Origin of the sequence: Pontibacter korlensis (assembly GCF_000973725.1) — a bacterium.
Taxonomy (GTDB): Bacteria; Bacteroidota; Bacteroidia; order Cytophagales; family Hymenobacteraceae; genus Pontibacter; species Pontibacter korlensis.
This window is the reverse complement of record NZ_CP009621.1, coordinates 3,313,421-3,330,513: the sequence shown is the minus strand read 5'-3', so window position 1 is coordinate 3,330,513 and position 17,093 is coordinate 3,313,421. Positions and strand designations below refer to the sequence as shown.

At 47.6% G+C, this 17,093-nt stretch carries 18 protein-coding genes; 8 read left to right on the top strand and 10 right to left on the bottom strand.

Translation table 11 applies throughout. The annotated features are described in order from the left end of the window. Nucleotides 1-142 precede the first annotated feature (142 nt). Nucleotides 143-661 (top strand): hypothetical protein, encoded by a 519-nt coding sequence (locus PKOR_RS14270; protein WP_046311601.1) that lies wholly within the window; start codon nucleotides 143-145, stop codon nucleotides 659-661. Between the two features lie 11 nt (nucleotides 662-672). Beyond that, nucleotides 673-966 (top strand): hypothetical protein, encoded by a 294-nt coding sequence (locus PKOR_RS14265; RefSeq protein WP_148561697.1) that lies wholly within the window; start codon nucleotides 673-675, stop codon nucleotides 964-966. Between the two features lie 220 nt (nucleotides 967-1,186). Here the strand turns inward: PKOR_RS14265 and PKOR_RS14260 are convergent, their stop codons facing one another. Both PKOR_RS14260 and PKOR_RS14255 read right to left on the bottom strand, forming a co-directional pair. Continuing rightward, nucleotides 1,187-1,696 (bottom strand): SRPBCC family protein, encoded by a 510-nt coding sequence (locus PKOR_RS14260; protein ID WP_046311599.1) that lies wholly within the window; start codon nucleotides 1,694-1,696, stop codon nucleotides 1,187-1,189. Continuing rightward, nucleotides 1,693-2,013, bottom strand: a complete 321-nt coding sequence (locus PKOR_RS14255) for an ArsR/SmtB family transcription factor (RefSeq protein WP_046311597.1) — start codon at nucleotides 2,011-2,013, stop codon at nucleotides 1,693-1,695. Before PKOR_RS14255 ends, PKOR_RS14260 begins: the two co-directional genes overlap by 4 nt. Nucleotides 2,014-2,158: 145 nt before the next feature. Between PKOR_RS14255 and PKOR_RS14250 the strand changes: the two genes are divergently transcribed. Next, nucleotides 2,159-2,656 (top strand): transposase, encoded by a 498-nt coding sequence (locus PKOR_RS14250; RefSeq protein WP_235336426.1) that lies wholly within the window; start codon nucleotides 2,159-2,161, stop codon nucleotides 2,654-2,656. A gap of 153 nt (nucleotides 2,657-2,809) precedes the next feature. Then, complete coding sequence (locus PKOR_RS25295) at nucleotides 2,810-2,986, top strand: hypothetical protein (protein ID WP_200897370.1); 177 nt, start codon at nucleotides 2,810-2,812, stop codon at nucleotides 2,984-2,986. Between the two features lie 61 nt (nucleotides 2,987-3,047). Here PKOR_RS25295 and PKOR_RS14245 read toward each other — a convergent pair whose 3' ends face one another. Then, entirely contained in the window at nucleotides 3,048-3,419 is a 372-nt protein-coding gene (locus PKOR_RS14245; protein ID WP_046311594.1) for a hypothetical protein, read from the bottom strand. Between the two features lie 386 nt (nucleotides 3,420-3,805). Beyond that, nucleotides 3,806-4,984, bottom strand: coding sequence for a tetratricopeptide repeat protein (locus tag PKOR_RS14240; RefSeq protein ID WP_148561696.1), 1,179 nt, complete (start codon nucleotides 4,982-4,984; stop codon nucleotides 3,806-3,808). Nucleotides 4,985-5,450: 466 nt separating this feature from the next. Between PKOR_RS14240 and PKOR_RS14235 the strand changes: the two genes are divergently transcribed. After that, on the top strand, nucleotides 5,451-5,855 hold the full coding sequence (locus tag PKOR_RS14235) for a spore germination protein GerW family protein (RefSeq protein ID WP_046314516.1): 405 nt from the start codon (nucleotides 5,451-5,453) through the stop codon (nucleotides 5,853-5,855). 179 nt (nucleotides 5,856-6,034) lie between these two features. Next, nucleotides 6,035-7,360, top strand: a complete 1,326-nt coding sequence (locus PKOR_RS14230; protein ID WP_158453779.1) for a DUF2254 domain-containing protein — start codon at nucleotides 6,035-6,037, stop codon at nucleotides 7,358-7,360. A gap of 195 nt (nucleotides 7,361-7,555) precedes the next feature. Here the strand turns inward: PKOR_RS14230 and PKOR_RS14225 are convergent, their stop codons facing one another. From PKOR_RS14225 to PKOR_RS23545, 5 genes are all read right to left on the bottom strand, one after another. After that, on the bottom strand, nucleotides 7,556-9,097 hold the full coding sequence (locus PKOR_RS14225; RefSeq protein WP_046311588.1) for an alpha-N-arabinofuranosidase: 1,542 nt from the start codon (nucleotides 9,095-9,097) through the stop codon (nucleotides 7,556-7,558). A gap of 466 nt (nucleotides 9,098-9,563) precedes the next feature. Continuing rightward, complete coding sequence (locus tag PKOR_RS23550; protein WP_052738869.1) at nucleotides 9,564-10,781, bottom strand: GAF domain-containing sensor histidine kinase; 1,218 nt, start codon at nucleotides 10,779-10,781, stop codon at nucleotides 9,564-9,566. Between the two features lie 321 nt (nucleotides 10,782-11,102). Then, nucleotides 11,103-12,566 carry a family 8 glycosyl hydrolase gene (locus PKOR_RS14215; RefSeq protein WP_046311586.1) on the bottom strand — a complete coding sequence of 488 codons (1,464 nt, stop codon included), beginning with the start codon at nucleotides 12,564-12,566 and terminating at the stop codon, nucleotides 11,103-11,105. A gap of 282 nt (nucleotides 12,567-12,848) precedes the next feature. After that, nucleotides 12,849-13,463, bottom strand: a complete 615-nt coding sequence (locus PKOR_RS14210) for a cupin domain-containing protein (RefSeq protein ID WP_046311584.1) — start codon at nucleotides 13,461-13,463, stop codon at nucleotides 12,849-12,851. Next, nucleotides 13,460-14,008 (bottom strand): RNA polymerase sigma factor, encoded by a 549-nt coding sequence (locus PKOR_RS23545; RefSeq protein ID WP_052738868.1) that lies wholly within the window; start codon nucleotides 14,006-14,008, stop codon nucleotides 13,460-13,462. The genes PKOR_RS14210 and PKOR_RS23545 overlap by 4 nt, the downstream gene beginning before the upstream one ends. A 768-nt stretch (nucleotides 14,009-14,776) precedes the next feature. Between PKOR_RS23545 and PKOR_RS14200 the strand changes: the two genes are divergently transcribed. After that, nucleotides 14,777-15,256, top strand: a complete 480-nt coding sequence (locus tag PKOR_RS14200) for a hypothetical protein (protein ID WP_046311583.1) — start codon at nucleotides 14,777-14,779, stop codon at nucleotides 15,254-15,256. 202 nt (nucleotides 15,257-15,458) lie between these two features. Further along, entirely contained in the window at nucleotides 15,459-15,875 is a 417-nt protein-coding gene (locus PKOR_RS14195) for a hypothetical protein (protein WP_046311581.1), read from the top strand. A 180-nt stretch (nucleotides 15,876-16,055) separates the two neighbouring features. Here the strand turns inward: PKOR_RS14195 and PKOR_RS14190 are convergent, their stop codons facing one another. Next, nucleotides 16,056-16,913 carry an alpha/beta fold hydrolase gene (locus tag PKOR_RS14190; RefSeq protein ID WP_046311579.1) on the bottom strand — a complete coding sequence of 286 codons (858 nt, stop codon included), beginning with the start codon at nucleotides 16,911-16,913 and terminating at the stop codon, nucleotides 16,056-16,058. Between the last annotated feature and the right edge of the window lie 180 nt (nucleotides 16,914-17,093).

Genomic DNA, 17,093 nt, shown 5'->3' with positions numbered 1-17,093 from the left:
TACACAGATAATGATGAAAGGGCAGGGCTGTTAAAGTGTATGCGCATCCTGGCCGCAGACGGCTCCACGCTGGACCTGCCCTTTAGCTCGGGGTTGGCAGCAGCCTACGGCACCCACAGCAACCACCTGTTACATCACGGTGATGCATGATCTGCCTAACGGTATGGTCATAGACGGGGTGCTGCAACCTTTTGCCCAGGGAGAGCCTTCTGCCGCCTTAAAGCACCTGAGCTGGGCGGGTGATTTGTTGGTCTATGACCGCAACTATGCTTCATTTGAGGTGGTCTGTGAGCACCAACAGTGTAACATGCATGTGCTCATGCGCCTGAGGTTGTCTTTCAGCCAGCAGGTAAAGACCTTTGCCCAATCAGCCGAAGATGATGCAGTGGTAGCCATCAGGCCGGGGGAGAATATGCCCGTCAAAGATAAAGCCTATGGCAGGAACACCGCCGTACAGGTTCGGCTGGTGAAGTCTGGGCTGGATAACGGGCAGGTGGCCCTGCTGCTTACCACACCTCCGGGTAAAGAGGAGTTTCCTGTAGAATGCTTAAAGCAGGTCTATGCGCTGCGCCGGGGAGTAGAGACCGCTTACGATGTGTGCTCAGGGGGGAGTGCTTCTCTGGCTTTAGCCAGGCAGCCACTGCGCAGGCCTTCTACATAAGTTTGTTTTTGATGAACATGCAGGCCTTGCTGGCAGATGAGCTGCAACAAGAGCCGAAAGACCGCTACAGCCACAGCAAGCTGGCCTACAGGCTCAACCCGGCAACTGCCGTAGGGCATCTGAAGAAAAATGTAGTAGCCTTACGCACTTCGGATTCGCCGCAGCAAATACTGCCAGAACTCAAGGAAAGTTTTCTACAGCATGTAGAGCCAGTAAGGCCAGGCAGAAAATACCCACGCCAGAAAGATAAGTACCGCCACCGAAAGACCCCGGTCTTGATGAGAAACAGAAAGAACGTACTATAAAACCCTTAACTTAATGACATTGAGCGCGAGCTTGTAGCTCGTGCCTTTTATTCTCCACGCAGCTGTACCTTCAGCAAAAGCAATAGTACGAGCTACAAGCTTACACTAGCAGAAGATGAATGAGTACTATAAACTATAAAAGCGGAGCCTTAAGGTTATGCACCAGCTCCGCTTTTATAGTATGCTATTAAATAAATTTCTTTTCTGCAGCTTACAGCCCTTAGGCCTCCTGTTTTTGAGCAACCAGTAATGTATCAAGATTTTCCATTGCACTGGTCAGGCCTTCTTTAAAGCCCATCTGGATGGTGGCTTCGAGTTGTGCCAGGTCATCGAATATGATCAGGTTCTCTACTAAGGTAACTTCCTCTTCGGGTGTAAAGCTTACCTCCCACTTCGATTGCGGCAGTTGCGTGTTTACCACTCCTTCGGCATCTGCAAAGCCATCCAGCGCGGTAAAGCGCTTTTTAGGATCAATGGTCTTGTAGTTAGCCAATGCCCAATGCTCTTCGCCTTCAGGGCCAACCATGGCATAATGCCAGTAGCCACCTTCTCTGAAATCCATCGTTTTGGTTCGGGCTTTCCAGGGTTTTGGCGCCCACCATTGGTCCAGAATCTCGCTTTTTGTGTAAGCATCCCACACAAGCGGGAGCTCTGCTGCAAACTCCCTTTTAACTGTAATCGTGTTGTTTTCCTTGTTCACGGAGAACTCGAATTCAAGGTCTTTTTTCATGGCTTATTTTGTTTTATGTTAGAAAATATAGTGTCGAGTTGGTTGAAACGGTCTTCCCAGATCTTCCTGAACTGGTCCAACCATTTGTCAATTTCTTTCATCTTAGCAACCTCAAGCTGATAGTAAATCTCCCGTCCCTGCTGTTCCTGTTTTACAAGCTGGCATTCTACAAGAATCTGCAAGTGCTTTGAAACAGCTTGCCTGCTGGTATCAAAATGTTCGGCTATAGCATTCGGAGTCATGGCCTGCAAGGCAATTAAGCCGATAATGGCTCTTCGGGTAGGGTCTGCTATAGCCTGGAAAACGTCTCTTCTCATTTCTCAACTCAAATATGCAACCGTTCGTTTGCTAATATACGCGCAAACATTCGGTTGCGCAAAATATTTTAATAATATTTTTTATTTAACGTATTGAGATAGAACAGCTAAAGTATAATCTTACAGGGTTATTTTTGAGATAGATGTGTGCACACGGGAGGAGTACTTTGCCCTACTGACCGACAGCCTGGACTTCTGCCGGAAAAATAAGGGAATGGAAATCTATACCTGGTGCATCATGTCCAGCCACGTGCACCTCATCTTCCGGGCCAAAGACAATAACCCGAACATACTGCTGAAGGAACTGAAAACCTATACTTCCAAGCAGAAACATCCCCCTATCCCCTTCAAAAGGGGACTAAGTATAGCCGAACATAAACAGGAGAGCCGGAAGGAATGGATGCTCTGGCTGATGGAGCGGGCGGGCCTGAAGAACAGCAATGTAAAGCACCGGCAATTCTGGCAGCAACACAACCAACCTATCGAACTATGGAGCGCAGCCGTAATAGATCAGAAAATAAACTACATCCACAACAACCCTGTTGAAGCTGGCTTTGTGTCGGAGCCGCACCATTGGAAGTATAGCAGCGCCATAGATTTTAGAGGAGGTAAGGGTGTGCTGGAGATTGAAGTTGCAGTATAAAGGCACGAGCTGCAAGCTCGCGCCAGCGGTGCCCTGCAACAGCACAAGATAAAAGCTCACACTACCATAGCACCAGATCTTACCAAATGGCACCTTTTGGAATATAAGTGTATTTAACCCGTTGTTATTCCTTTTAAATGCGTACCTTATAGTATGACAGAAAACAAGTTTCCCATTGGATCCGATGTGTTCGCAAAAGTGAATCCAGATCTAGTATTAACCATCCGCCAATACCTGAAACGCATCTATTACTGTACTGTAAAAGATCATCCTTCGCAGAAGGACCTGGTATACTTCGAGCGTGAGTTAGTACCCGTACCGGTAAAATAAACTATAAAGCCCCTGCTAAAACAGGGGCTTTTTTATGACACTGAAAACCGTTGTTGTAAAGCTAGTCTTCGAAACCTTCCCGTAACTCTTTTGACTGGGCGTAACATACGGGGCTGCTGTTGTCCTTCCGCGCTGCTTTTTCCTTTACTAGTTCCTCGTAGTTGTCCGGGGTAGAAATTAGCCTGCACTTCGGGTAAAGTACCACACCCCGACGGACGATCTTACTGTTCGCTTCTATCTCGTACGCGTTTACGCCTTCCGCCCCATACACATGGATCGTGAAGAAATGATAGTTCGTTTTCTTCGCATATCCTTCTGCCGTTATCCTTCCGGTAATTGTTCTCTCCCCGATAAAGTTTGAGATCTTTCCTTCTACATAAGGCGTGTACACCGACTCTGTCCATTCTACTTTACAACCTACTGTCAGATTCATAATGCTGCTATGTGTTTTAGTAGCTTTACGTGTACCGTGTCGCAAAATATAAATCCCGTATCAAGTAAGACTATACTTTATCAGCTTTGCGGTGGTGTAAAGCTATGACGTAGCATAACCAGGAGAGCCGAAAAAAGAAGATGCCCCGACCTCGCTGCGTGCGCAGCTCCTGCGAGTGTCTGGCTTGTATAGACTGATGCTTCGTAGCAAAAAAGACGCTCGAGGGGGACTTCGGACACCGCGAGGCCTCTTTTGCAGTTTGCAGTAGCGGAGGTACGAGCTATAAGCCTGAGTCAGCACCAGAGGTAATAGGGCTGTATGCCTTCCTGTTATCCAGAGCCTTAGATCGGCTTTACCTGCCTTACCAAAACATGGAGTAAGGCGCACTATTTGTTGCAGCCACACTCCCAGCTATAGCCCTCAAAATCTACCGTTACCTGGGCTACAGTTGTCCCCGGCTGGTAGTTAGAAGCTTTAGGAGCTTTATCCTTCAAGGGGCCGGAAAGCCATGTGATTGCACCAGTTTTAGAATTATAGCTATACTTGCCTGTACCTCCATTATCCAGCCATCGATAGGTGCCATCCTTTTTCAGCGCAAAGTAGCCTCTATCCTCATACCGATAAAGTGGGTTTGCATTAGGCCCGTTCCAAAACGTTTCGGTGCAGACATAATCCCCGTAAACCAGGGCACCACCATAAGTTACTTTTGCTACTGGTGTTGTCTTTATCTGCTTAGCAGCCTGCAGTTCATTCCATTTAGCTTTACCCGAGGCCACATCTCCGGCATAGCGCTGCACAAGTGTATTATCGGCGGCGGTAGCTTTCTGGAGGAAGGGTTTTGCCTCAACCTCTTTACCCTGAGCAGCCAGCGACACAGCCATCAGGTAGTTGGCATAAGGGCTTTCTGCATCTCTGGCCAACGAAAGGCCGAAGCTTGTTTCGGCACTTCTGAACTCACCTTTTTCATAATACTGTATACCCAAAATGGCTTCCTGGCCTGCAGAAAATATCTGAGTTTCCTGGCCACCTGTGGCATAAGAATGCTTTAGTCGCTCTATATAATCTTCCAGGTCTTTTGTGACAGGTGCTGTTTCTTTCGGAGTGCTATTAGCTGGCACTTTGGCTTCAACAGGCGTGGCTGGTGCAGACGCCCCGACTTCTTTCCGGGCTGGAACATCTATGGCGAACCGGGCTTTAAGCGAAGGATTCAGTGCAAAAGCATGTTCTAGGTACTCCTGTGCCAGCTTTGCCTTTTCGGGGTTATTCTGTTTGATAAGTGAAATGGCTAGTTGGTAGTTGGCAAACGCATGGTCTTTGTGCGACCGCACAATGTTAGCGAAGCTGTACTCGGCTGAAGAATAATTACCTGCTTCAAAATATTCCTGAGCGTACAAAAAATCTGATCCCACTGACATGAAAGCGGTTTCGCTTCCTCCTTTAGCCGAAGACTCCTTCAGTCGTTGGACATATGCTGCAAGTTCATCTTTTGCTCCCTGTGCATATAGTGCTGTGGAGGTACTCATTACCAAGGTGCAAAGCAGAATCAGGTATAGTTTACGGACCATCTTTTAAAGCAAGTTTTTACCTTATAAATATAAACACATATTTTATAAGTATATAATTAATGTAATATAATGTATTGCACGCCAAAACTTTAGTTGGGCTTTCTCACCATACATACAGAAGGAAGCGGTATAACTTGCACACGCACCAGAGAGCAATAAGGATCCGGCCCCATCGGTCTGGACCTTTGATAACTCAGATGAAGTTACAGGGGTTGCCTGCCTATTTTGTGACCTCGCTAGTCCGGAATACTAGCTCGTTACAGACCAGTATCAGCAACCTGTTCCTCTTCTAAACTTTCCTCGCTGCCGCAAGTAGGCAGCTCTTGCCTTTTCTTTTTAAGCAACTATACTTTCAGTTGCAGCACACACTTCCTTGACATATGGTGCCAACCCCGCTACACCCAAACTTCAGTTGAAGGCATTCGTACCTAGTATTCCTTTATATACTATAACCAAACACCTGCATATGGACAAAAATACCAGTTCGGTTGGCGCTGCTGAACCCCGCTTTGTGGAACGGCTGGCTGAAAAATTAGGCACAGCTTCTAAAAGCTCTACCATATATGGTGAGCCGGTAGAACGGGATGGCGTTACGGTGATTCCTGTTTCAAAAGCTGCTTATGGATTTGGTGGCGGTGAAGGTACCGGCACAGAGAAAAACGGAGCAGGTTATGGTGGCGGCGGCGGCATGGCATTAACGCCGGTAGGCTATATCGAAATCAAAGAGGGAAATACCCGGTTCCGCACCATCCGCGACCCGCAAACGGTGGTAAAAATAGTGGCCATCGGAAGCCTGGCGCTCCTGATGACCACCAAGAGCATTGTAAGCATATTCAAAAACAAGAAGATTGTAAAACTACTGAAGAAGTAAGCCTTCTGCTGTTATAGCTAAGTAGCCAGGGCAGCAGGAACCGGAGTTTTTCTAGGTACTGCTAAAACAAACTCGCAGCCTGGTATTTACGTTTTCTGTTGTGGAAACTGGAAACGTGTGCCAGCTATGCTGACCGGATTCACTTGTCTTTGATGGCTTCCAATTATGCAACTCACCCTATGAACTTCGCTAAACTGATATATGCTGTAAAAAAGACTTATATACAGGTTACAACAAGTATTGCCTTCTACCCTATCATTATCTCCATGGGCCTCTTTGCCCTTGCCATGGTAACTACTTACCTGGATAGGATTTCCGTTGGGAGCTCACTTATAAACAAGGTGCCCTTCCTGAAAATAGACAACGCAAATACAGCCCGCGATCTGCTCTCATCTTTGCTTACAGGTCTCATCTCGCTTGTTACCTTCACCTTTGCCATGGTAATGATCGTGCTCACACAGGTTACGACGAGCTTCTCTCCCAGGCTGTTGCCGGATCTGCTCAACAGGAAGGGCAGCCAGGTGGTACTAGGTACCATTATAGGTACTATTGGATTTATAATTGTGGTGCTGAGCAATGTGCGGACGATGTCTGCGGGTCCTAAAGTACCTTTGCTTTCTGTCGCCATCAGCATGTACCTGGGCTTTGCCTGCCTCATCGCTTTCATTTACTTTATTCATAAAATATCCAACGAAGTTCAGATCGGAAACATACTCAGCACCATATACCACACCACCAGGTATGTGCTCGACAGAGAACTGGATAGTGGGAGCTACCATGAAGACTGGAAAGAAGACGAAGAATTCTATCTTGTTAAAGCCTGGGATTCCGGCTACTTCGATACTATAACTTCAAAAGAGTTTATGAAGGTTTCCAGGAAGAAGGGTCTTAAGCTTAGGGTGCTCGTTCACCAAGGCACTTATTTACTTAAGGGAGAGCCTTTCCTGAAGGTAAATAAACCTCTAAATGAGGAGACACAGCAGATACTGGAAGAGAACGTCATATTCCGGCACCAGGAAACTATTAAGGAGAACTACTTCTACAGCTTTAAACATCTAACAGAGATTGCTGTAAAGGCCCTTAGCCCGGGAATAAATGACCCCGGCACAGCTATGCATGCCATCGACTACCTGCTGGACCTGCTTTGCAGGCTTCAGGAGTTAAGGGGCCAGAAAGTAGTGACACATAAGGATGGCACAGCCTCCATCATCTATGCGCCTGTGCCTTTCGAGAAAATCTTTTACCTCTGCACTTCCAGTATCCGTGCGTATTCTTCACAAGATGTAGCCGTTCAGGCAAAGCTCATAGACCTGATTGCCAAGGTGAGCAAGCGCGATAAAGAAGACAAGCACAAACCTCTACTGGAAAAGGAACTGAGCTCCATTGAAGAGGCTTCAGCTCAGGATATGAAGAGCCAGGAAGACATAGCCTTCATCAAAACTTTGGTGCAACAGGCCAGAGAAAAATATATGTCTCATGAGCCCTCCGAAAGAAGAGAAAAATGAGATAAGCCCGTCTACACACTTCAAGCGAATATTCCTTTCTGTTGCCTACCCGCTGGTGCGAGCTTAAAGCTCCTGCCTTCTCAGGGCAGCTATACTTTCAGCACGAAAACAGCAGGAACCTTAAGCACGCAAAAGCACAGAAAGGCACTAGCAAGCACTATCCTATTAGCCTATCACCTGGTTTTTAAACTTCTGTTATGTTAACTCCAGCACCACCACAGAGAATGGCGGAAGCTCCACGTTCAGGTTGTCGCCTTTTAGTTTGGCACCTTTAAACGGCTGCGGTTTTATCTTCTCCGGGTTGTCGAATGAGTTAAAGTCCTGCAGCTTTCTAGAAGAAAGGATTCTTCCTTTAGCCGTTTTGTAGCGGCCACCTTCTACCTTAATGGCTACCTCCTGCGCTTTGCTGGCATGTACGTTTACTAGGGTAACATGCGTTACGCCGTTTTTAGCCTTAGAGGCCGAAGCCGAAACAGCCGGCAATTTCTCCCCTCCCACTTCGTAGCTGTTGCTTTGCAGCTTTATTGGTAAGAAAGTGGCATCCTGGTGCACCTTGTACATCTCCATGACATGGTAGGTAGGTGTCAGGATCATTTTTTCCTCGTCGGTAAGTATAACGGCCTGCAGTACGTTGATGGTCTGGGCAAGGTTGGCCATACGCACACGGTCGCAGTGGTTGTTGAAGATGTTTAGCGTGGCCCCAGCAATCATGGCATCGCGCATGGTGTTCTGCTGATACAGAAAGCCGGGGTTTGTACCTGGCTCTACATCGTACCAGCCGCCCCACTCGTCTACCACCAGGCCTACTTTTTTCTCAGGGTCATACTTGTCCATGATAGCGCCGTGCTTCCGGATCAGTTCATCCATGTGCAGGGCCCTTTGCATGGTGGTAAAGTACTGCTGCTCTGTAAAAGTGGTAGAGGGTCCTTTGGCTTGCCAGTCGATAACAGCATAATGGTGCAGCGCCAGCCCCTCCATCAGGTGAAGCGGTATCTTTTTCATAAGTACTTCTGTCCATTCATAATCACTGGAAGATGGCCCGGAGGCAATCCTGACGATGCCCTGGTCTAGGTAGCCTTTGCCTAGATAGGTAGAATACTGCTTAAACAGATCGGCATAATACTCGGCTGTCATGTTGCCACCACAACCCCAGGGCTCGTTGCCACCCCCCCAATACGTTACCTTCCAGGGCTCATTTCTACCGTTCTGGCGGCGCAGCTTCGACATGGGGCTCTCCCCTTTAAGGTTGACGTACTGCACCCAGTCCATCATTTCCTGCACCGTGCCGCTGCCCACATTTCCGGCCAGGTAGGGTTCTGTTTCCAGCAGCTCACACATGTTCAGAAAATCGTGCGTCCCGAAGCTATTGTTCTCTGTTAGGCCTCCCCACCAGGCATTCACGATGGTAGGTCTTTCCCTTTTTGGTCCGATGCCGTCTTTCCAGTGGTAGGTATCGGCAAAGCAGCCACCCGGCCAGCGCAGGTTCGGTATCTGCAGCCCCTTTAGCGCCTCCACAACATCGTTACGAACGCCGTTGGTATGCGGAATCTTTGTGTTGTCTTCTCCTACATAAAAGCCCCCGTAGATATTCCGGCCCAGGTGCTCAGCAAAGTGGCCGTAAATGTGTTTGTTGATCTGCAGGTTCTCTTTTCCGGAAGCGTCTAGTGTAGCGGTGTTCTGCGCCTGGCAAAAGAAAAAAGAAAGAGACAGGAAACAGCTAATAAGGGTTCTTTTCATGGTGTTTTCAGATGGCTCTTTAAGAAGTATGGTTTGAGTAAACTGTAAGCAATCTTAAACTACACCGAATTTACCTGAAATGTAAGTACTATATTAACTTTTTGTAATACAAGTTGATCCCGGCGCTCGGCTGAAGGTTATTTATACTTTCTCACACCGCTGGCTGGAGCTAAATTCTTGGATGAGGATGAGAAGAAGCATGTGGAGCAGGAAATGCTACTGAGGCTTAGGCGGTCATCCTCCCCATAGAGGTATTTTAGACAGCAAGTTGTTCCCCTCCTTAGAGAGGGTAAATATGGGTAATTCTGTAGTACCTGCTTATCACGATGACCCTGAATTTTAAAATACAAAAACCTCCCTTTGTAAAGGGAGGTTTTTGTATTGGAGCTATACTATTTGGAAAGATAGCAGCACTACAAGCTTGCGCTGGCCCTATTTACCAGTGATTTGCACCAGGTGGTTATTGTTAAGCAGTTGGAAACTCTATCACAATTTTGCTTCCGTTGCCGCGCTCTGCCACCTTGGCCATAATTGTAGCGCCATGGCTCTCGATAATGTTTTTAGCCTTTGCCAGTTCTAATCCGCTGGAGTTTTCATTTGCTGTTACCTTCCCCTCCAGTGTAGCATACCGGAAGAACATCTTGATCAGGTCAGCCTTTGTTAAGGTGCTGCGCTCATTGCTGATCTCTATCCTGAACTGGCCTTCGCTTTCGAAAATATCAATGGCAATGGAGCTACCCTGCGGCGTATACTTGATCAGGTGGTGTACCAGCAGGAACAGTGCTTCATAAACCAGCTTAGGATCAACCAACATTTCGCGGCGGCTAGCCACCGAATAAAATACTTCCAGCTTTTTAGCATCTGCCAATGGCTTCAGCTCATCAGCAACCTTTTGGGAGATAGTAGCAACAGACACCTTTTCGCGCTCTGGCATTAGCACCTCTTCTTCCTGCAAGGAAGAACTTAGGAGTTGGCTTAATTTATCGCGCATTTCAGCCACTGTGCTAACAGCCTTATTCAGGATGTTTACCGGCCGTGGCACCTGCACTGCTTCCTGTAAAATCGCTTGCTGGTCTTTTAATGGCAGCTCCACTTCGCGTACAAACCCGGTATAGAGTTCATCGTGCTTCCTGATCGCTTTGCGGGCCATAGCGCGCATTTCGATATGGTTCATCACCAGGTCAGCCATATCTTTCAGCAGGTCTTTTTCTTCTTTGGTGATCGTTCTTGGCTCACCGTCCACTACGCATATGGTGCCCAGGTTATAGCCATCGTAGGTTATAAGAGGAGCGCCGGCATAAAACCGTATGCCGTTCTCTGCGCTTACATAAGGGCTGCTTAAAAGCGACGGGATCAGGAGCGTATTCTCAAAAACCGTCACCTCTTCCTCATTGATAATGGTAAGCGAGCACAGGCTGTCTTCACGGTCTACACAGGGCACTGCCAGGCTACTAAAATTAGATTTGTACCAGACCCGATCAACATCAACGAGTGAGATAAAGGCGTTTGGCATTTTGAGCAATTTGGCAGCCATGCGGGTCATTTTTTCAAAAAACTCCTCAGGAGGTGTGTCCAGTATCTCGTAGCGGTACAATGCCCGCAGGCGTTCCTGGTCATTTATCGGTATAATGGATTCCGGCTTCTCGTAAGCAGGCTTTACATTAATGTATTCGTTTTTAATCAAATCGTTGGAGTTTAAACATGCGTCCTGGTTTGGCACGGTACTCACCAAGACAAGCAACAAAGGTAACATTATCCCTTAGGATTCAGCCCATTATTCAAATTTAGCCCTAGCATTACATTAGTACAGCATAAAATGATAGAGCCTTCGGTTTCCAAACAAGGCGCTGGGTGGAATTGTTTTCCACCAGGCTAGTATACAGCGGCACGCCCTCACCCGTAGCTGTTCTTTATGCTCCAAGTCCAGGCTCAAGCGTTGTAGGTTTAGAAGCACCGCAAGGCCTTTTGAGACACTGCTTTCAGTTTACTTTATACCAGCTATTATCTACTTCTCCAGCGGGTTCCAGAAGTTACCTGTCAGTGTGAAAAGGTACAGGCAGCGGGTGTTCAGGTTAAACCAGTAAGTATCGCGCAGCTTGCTTAGCTCAGTGCCAAACCTGTCTACCTGTGCCTGGCTGCTGCCCATAGAGGCTACCGTAAAACCACCAAGAAAGGAGCTGTTCAGTCCGTTCGTGCCGATGGGGGTGCCCTCTAGCCGGTAGCCATCTACTATATTGGCAGGCCCAACCTGGTTTGCCCAGTCCGATACTTTTTTTGCCCAGGCTTCGGCTTGTGTGTTGCCGTTCCAGAGGTAGTCTAAAGTCAGTCGCCATGGAGCACGGCAGGCATCGTATCCGAAGTGCCCTGCCCTGCCACCGGGGCCAGGCGTGCCGCTTGCTGTTTGCCAATCAGGCACCAGGCCTGTGGCGGGGTGCGCTGCATTCTGCAGCAAAGTATAAGTATCTTCCGCCAGCTCAATCCAGCGGTTATCGCCAGTTACGGAAGCAAATACTCTGAAAAAGGCAGGAGTATGGTACATCAGGTCCGTCATTTCGCAACCGCCCCAAGCCCTGCCGGAGTAACCGGGGGCCAATACGTACATGCTTTCGCCGCTTACGCTGCACTGCATAATTAATTTGTCCCGGATAAGCTGGATAATCTCTTTTGCTGCATCGAGGTAGCTGTTGCCCCAGTGCTTGCTGGCCACGATCAGGGCAAAGGCCACATCAATATCTCCGTCGGTAGCACTACCGGGGTCCAGCACGCCACTGCAGGTAACAGACCAGGCCATCATATTAGCCGCTTGCGTGGTTCGTTTGCTGTTGTAGAAACGCAGAATGCCATCAAAGGTCTCTTTGTCCTGGGCATAGGCTGCCAGCAACAAGCCAAAGCCGATGGCCTCCACCTTCGTTTCATTGGCCGGGTTTGCAATTACACGGAGGCCATCGCTACATGGCACTACCTGTGTGTTTTTCCAGCGGTTGTACTCACTCATGGCTAGCTCGTGCGTAACTGTGGCAGGCAAAAAGCCATACTTGTATGCTGCATTCGGGTTAGGTGCAGGGACATTATTTTCCTGTATCACCAGGTCCCGGGTTAGCGTTTCGCCTTTTGTATAAGCTACTCCAATAGAACCCAGCACCTTATGCTGACTGCCCTGGAGCACCGTAAAGTATAAAGTGCCGGTTGTGGCAACATCAGGTATTCCTTTCAGGTTGAATCGTGCTATACCATCGGCTAAGGTGGTGATCTTTTTTAGCGCGTTAGGTGGCGTGCGACCGCTGGTTTCAGTAGCCGGATTTCGGAACAAGTATACCTCGCGGTTTGCTTCTGGAGTGCCGGCTGCATTCTTCACGGTGATGTCGAACTTGGTATCCAGCTCCGCTGTACTTTCTCCATCTTTCCCACATCCTGCCAGTGTATATACCAGACATAACAGGGCAAAAGTATAGTGTAACGATCTTTTCATAAAGGCAGCCTTATCCTTGTTCCGATATTCAATATACCTTATATCAGCTATAATTTTATTAAGAACACACTGAAATATCACAATGATACTTCTTCTTGCCCACCACCGGGGCCAAAACTAGTATGTACTGCATTTCTACCACTTTATAAGGAACTTGGTAGCAATTAGTGTAGCTACTTTATTATTTTCCCAATGGCGTTAGCTTACGGCTTTATCACATCTGTAAACAGGAAGAGCCGTCGCATGTGGGCAACGGCTCTTCCTTTACTTTTAGGTGATGTCTTAATCTATGCTCAAACGCTGTAAGATAGCTTTGCAGGGTGTATCAGAAGTAACTATTACCTGATGGGGCGTGTGTAGCGGAATTGCGAAATAGTCTCCTGGCGCCAAATCATGTTTTTCGCCTCCTGTGGTAAAGGTGCAGGTGCCTTCCAGTATCAGGAAGCGCTCATACTCATCGTGGTGCACCTCTTCTTCTGAGCGATCTTTTACCCACAAAATGGCAGTTGTATATTTAGGCGTGTAACCAATGATTTTGGCATACAAGCCATCTGCATCTTCGTTGTACACCGCATCCTCCTTCTTCAGCCATTTTTCATAATCGCTGATTTTGGACTCAGGGGTTAAAATAGGCGGCGATTCCGGTAGTTCACCTTTCTTCATGCGCTCCAGGTAATCTACGGTAGCTAACAGCAGGGTTTTAACCGTACGCCGTGGCTTTACGGCATGTGCCTGTGCGTAATACTCCATTGCCAGCCTGGTCTGCTCTATTTCCTGCTTTACCTCAGGGTAGGCTTCAGCCATTGCCTCAACGGCAATTACTTCTTCCGGGCTGGCAGCACCCATTACATACAGCTCTATAACCCCGGATTCCATGAATTCTGTAATAGGGTTCATGCTGGTCTTTCTGCTTTTAGATAGGTAAACGCTCTCTTTAAAATCACTCTTACTTCCTCTTCTGTCATGTTCAACTCACCTGCTGTTTCAGCGCAGGTGCGGCCTTTCAGGTAAAGCAACTCCAGTACGGCTTTCTCCTTTGGAGCAAGGTTACACAGGTCCTCTTTTTTGATTTCCTGCTTTTGTAAAGTTACGTTTTTATTTTGCGTTGCACCATTATTTGTGGTGCTGGCTGAGGTTCTGGCAGCAGTACTGTATCTGTTGGTCTTTATGGCTTCCAGCGCCATACCGCGGGCAATGGCCAGGCTCCAGGTTAGCAGCCTCTCTTTTGAGGCATCGTATACTCCGATCCGGGTCCAGATAGCTACAAAAGTTTCTTTCAGCACTTCTTCGGCTACCTCAGCATCCTGTACTATGCGTGATATAACACCCATCAGAACGGGTGCATAGGCATCATACAGCTTAGCTAACATTTCCTGCCTCCCCTGCATCAAAGCAGCTACCAGACTTTTTTCAGTCTCTCCCTGAAGATTGATTCCTGACATACTACATTATAACTGGCAGCACTGTTCTGCCTCAACACGGCCAGTACTTACTTTAATTAAACTCACTAAGACAATTCGCTGCTCCCAGGCTAAGCCGGAAGTATTTACACGCACTTCTACGTAATAATACGGGTGGCATCTTAAATATTACTTATTATTTTACATCTAGTGTTACCCTACTAGCAGTAATATAGATCCTACACAAACCCAATTGGTTATAGCTTTAGGCTTCCCTCCTGTTCCATTGGCTGGCACAGCCCCTCTGCCAAAGATGTGGTAGTATGGCGCTGGAGTGTATTAAAGAGGGAAAAACAAGTTGGCCTGGGCATATCCATTATGAAAACTTTTGTGGAGATGTACCACGGCAAAACTTGGTTTATAGTAACTAGGATAAAGGCACTGGTTCCCCATCAAACGCCCCAGTGAATGGTAGCAGTTGCACCTTTTTCGGATACTCTCATTTAACTCGCACCACTTTTTCCCTGCACCTCCACCCTTTCATTATTAGCGACAACAAGATTCTTATAGTTCCGCCGATCATGCCAGCAGGCTCCTCTCAACAGCACCGGCATCGCACTATTTGTTCACATTTTTTATAACCGTGATTAACAGCTGCTTCTAAAGTTTAGCTTGCTTTATAGTGTATGTCTAATAAACCCTGCAGCAGGTACCACGTACTAGATGACCTACAAAGTCAAAACTCACCGATACGCCTAGGGATACACCTCTACAGACTTAATTCCTTTACTCACTTAAATTGTACTTTTAATGAAAAAGTTACTCGTAATACCCTTATGCCTTTCCCTGTTCTTCACCTCCTGCAACGACAATGATTCAGACGCAGTTATTCCGGCTGTTTCTGAGATTGATGCAGACATGAGAGGCGACTGGACCAATACTTCTGTTAAGAGAATTTACTACTCAGATACAGACACTGTGATGTATGCCGACTCAGTAGCGCGCCAGGCAAACTTTCATTTCGACGGGCAGCGCATGACTGTTACTTTACCAGGCAGCTCCAACGAAGATGTCTGGAATTACAGCTTTCCGGATGCAAACGACTCTACTTACATAGAGCTAAGCCAGGGTGAGCTTACAACCAAGTATAACGTTACATCTATGTCTGACACGGCTATGGTTTGGGTAGAAGAAAGACCTTGGGCAGGCTTCCCGGAAGAGGCACCAGATGAGGAAAAAACAACCTCTAAACTCGGCGTATACACCTGGAGCTTTTCCCGCAAGCAGTAGTTAATAACCTACTGATAAATAACCAGACAGGCACGAGCAATATAGTTCGTGCCTGTTCTTTTTATCCACCTGTAAAAGTTCCATCCAAGACCCAACGCACCAGCTCTTTTGCAGATACAATCGCCTACTGCCGATACCGTTGCCACCAGGCAAACCCAGGTTTAGCTACTTAGCGTTATATAGTTGTACAAGACAAAAAACTATGAGAGCTATACTTATACCTACACTTCTGGTGGCATTATTCTCTTTCACCGCACTTTGGCTAACTGGTTGCCAGACCAGTTCTGCACCAGCGGACACTGCTGAGACGACAGTAAATAACCGGAACCTGCCACCCAAGCGCGTAGACATCAGGGGCAGCATTACCACGAGCCGGTACAACGAAGGCCAGGTGATGCTGGAGGTTGAGAATTTTTCTCCTTCGCCAGACTCCCGCTACAACCGCGCTTATGTGCTGGTGCTGCCCACAACGCAGATTGTGGGCCCGGATGGGAGAAGCATCAGCCTGAGCGAAATCAGGCAGGGGCAAAATGTAGCCATCCTGCTGCGGGGAGGTGGCCAGGGTAGCATGGTAGGCCTGGGAGTGGCCCGTAAAATGTGGGTAGAGGATAGATTTTAACTTCATCAGCTTTTGATGCTGCTGTATACTTGCAGTCTTCTTCTGTCCCACAGCTTTTATAGGTCCTGCTTTTAGAAAGGAGCAAACAGCAGCAAGCGGTTCATCTCCACTATGGATAGGCTGAAATATATCCTATCAGAAAACCTGCTCTGTTACCGTGTATATATTCCTAACCCCTCACTATTTATTGCGCAGGAAGGCAAGGATTTCCTCATTAACCCTGTCTGGCTGCTCATGGTGTAGCCAGTGTGTTGCATCGTCGAGAAAGATAAGCTTACCATTTGGACACCTGGCTATACTTGGCTCTGCCATTTCGGCACCTGGTGCCGTGTCTTTTTTACCCCAGATCATCAGCGTGGGTACTTCCACATTTTTATTCAGACTTAGTTCCGTGTACTTGAAGGCCCTGTACCAGTTAATCATGCTGGTTAAAGCGCCTTGCTGCTGCCATGCTTCTTTGTAGGCAGCCATATCTTCTTTAGAGAAGGTGCCTGGCTTGGCAGTACCTGTCATAGCTTTCTCCAGAGGTCGAAAGTCCAGCAGCCTGGCTGCTTTCTCAGGTACAGCCGGAACCTGAAAGAGGGCGGCATACCAGCTCCGGAGCATCTGCCGTGGGTTTGTCTTGAGGTGGTTGAGCATAACGGCTGGGTGTGGTATATTGAGCAGAATAAGCTTTTGCAGCAGGTGCGGATAGTACATGCCGATTACCCAACCGACAATACCTCCCCAATCGTGCCCTAACAGCACTACCTTCTCTTTCCCCAACTGGCTGATGAGCCTGATTATATCGCCTGCTAACTTCTCCAGCGTGTACTCTTCTACCGCCTGAGGCTTACTGCTCAGGTTATAGCCCCGCTGATCAGGTGCTACCACGTGATAGCCATGGCTGGCGAAGAAGCTCAGTTGCTTGTGCCATCCATACCAGTACTCCGGGAAGCCGTGCAACATCACGATTGTTTCTCCTGCAGCTTCACCAGCTGTAGCTACATGCAGGCTAACATCGGGTAAGTGGTAAAACTTAAACTCAAGTTCTTTCATAGGCTATGTTCCTCAGGCTTGGGACATATGTTTTACCGTTGGCAAAGCAAACTGTTTCGCTGCTTCTTTCCGCTGCTGCAAGCGTGAGTCTATAAGTGTATGTTTGCAGGGCCTACTCAAATGTAAAACAATCATTAATAGGCACTTACTCAACTCTAGCAAAGTAGTTCATCTCCTAAA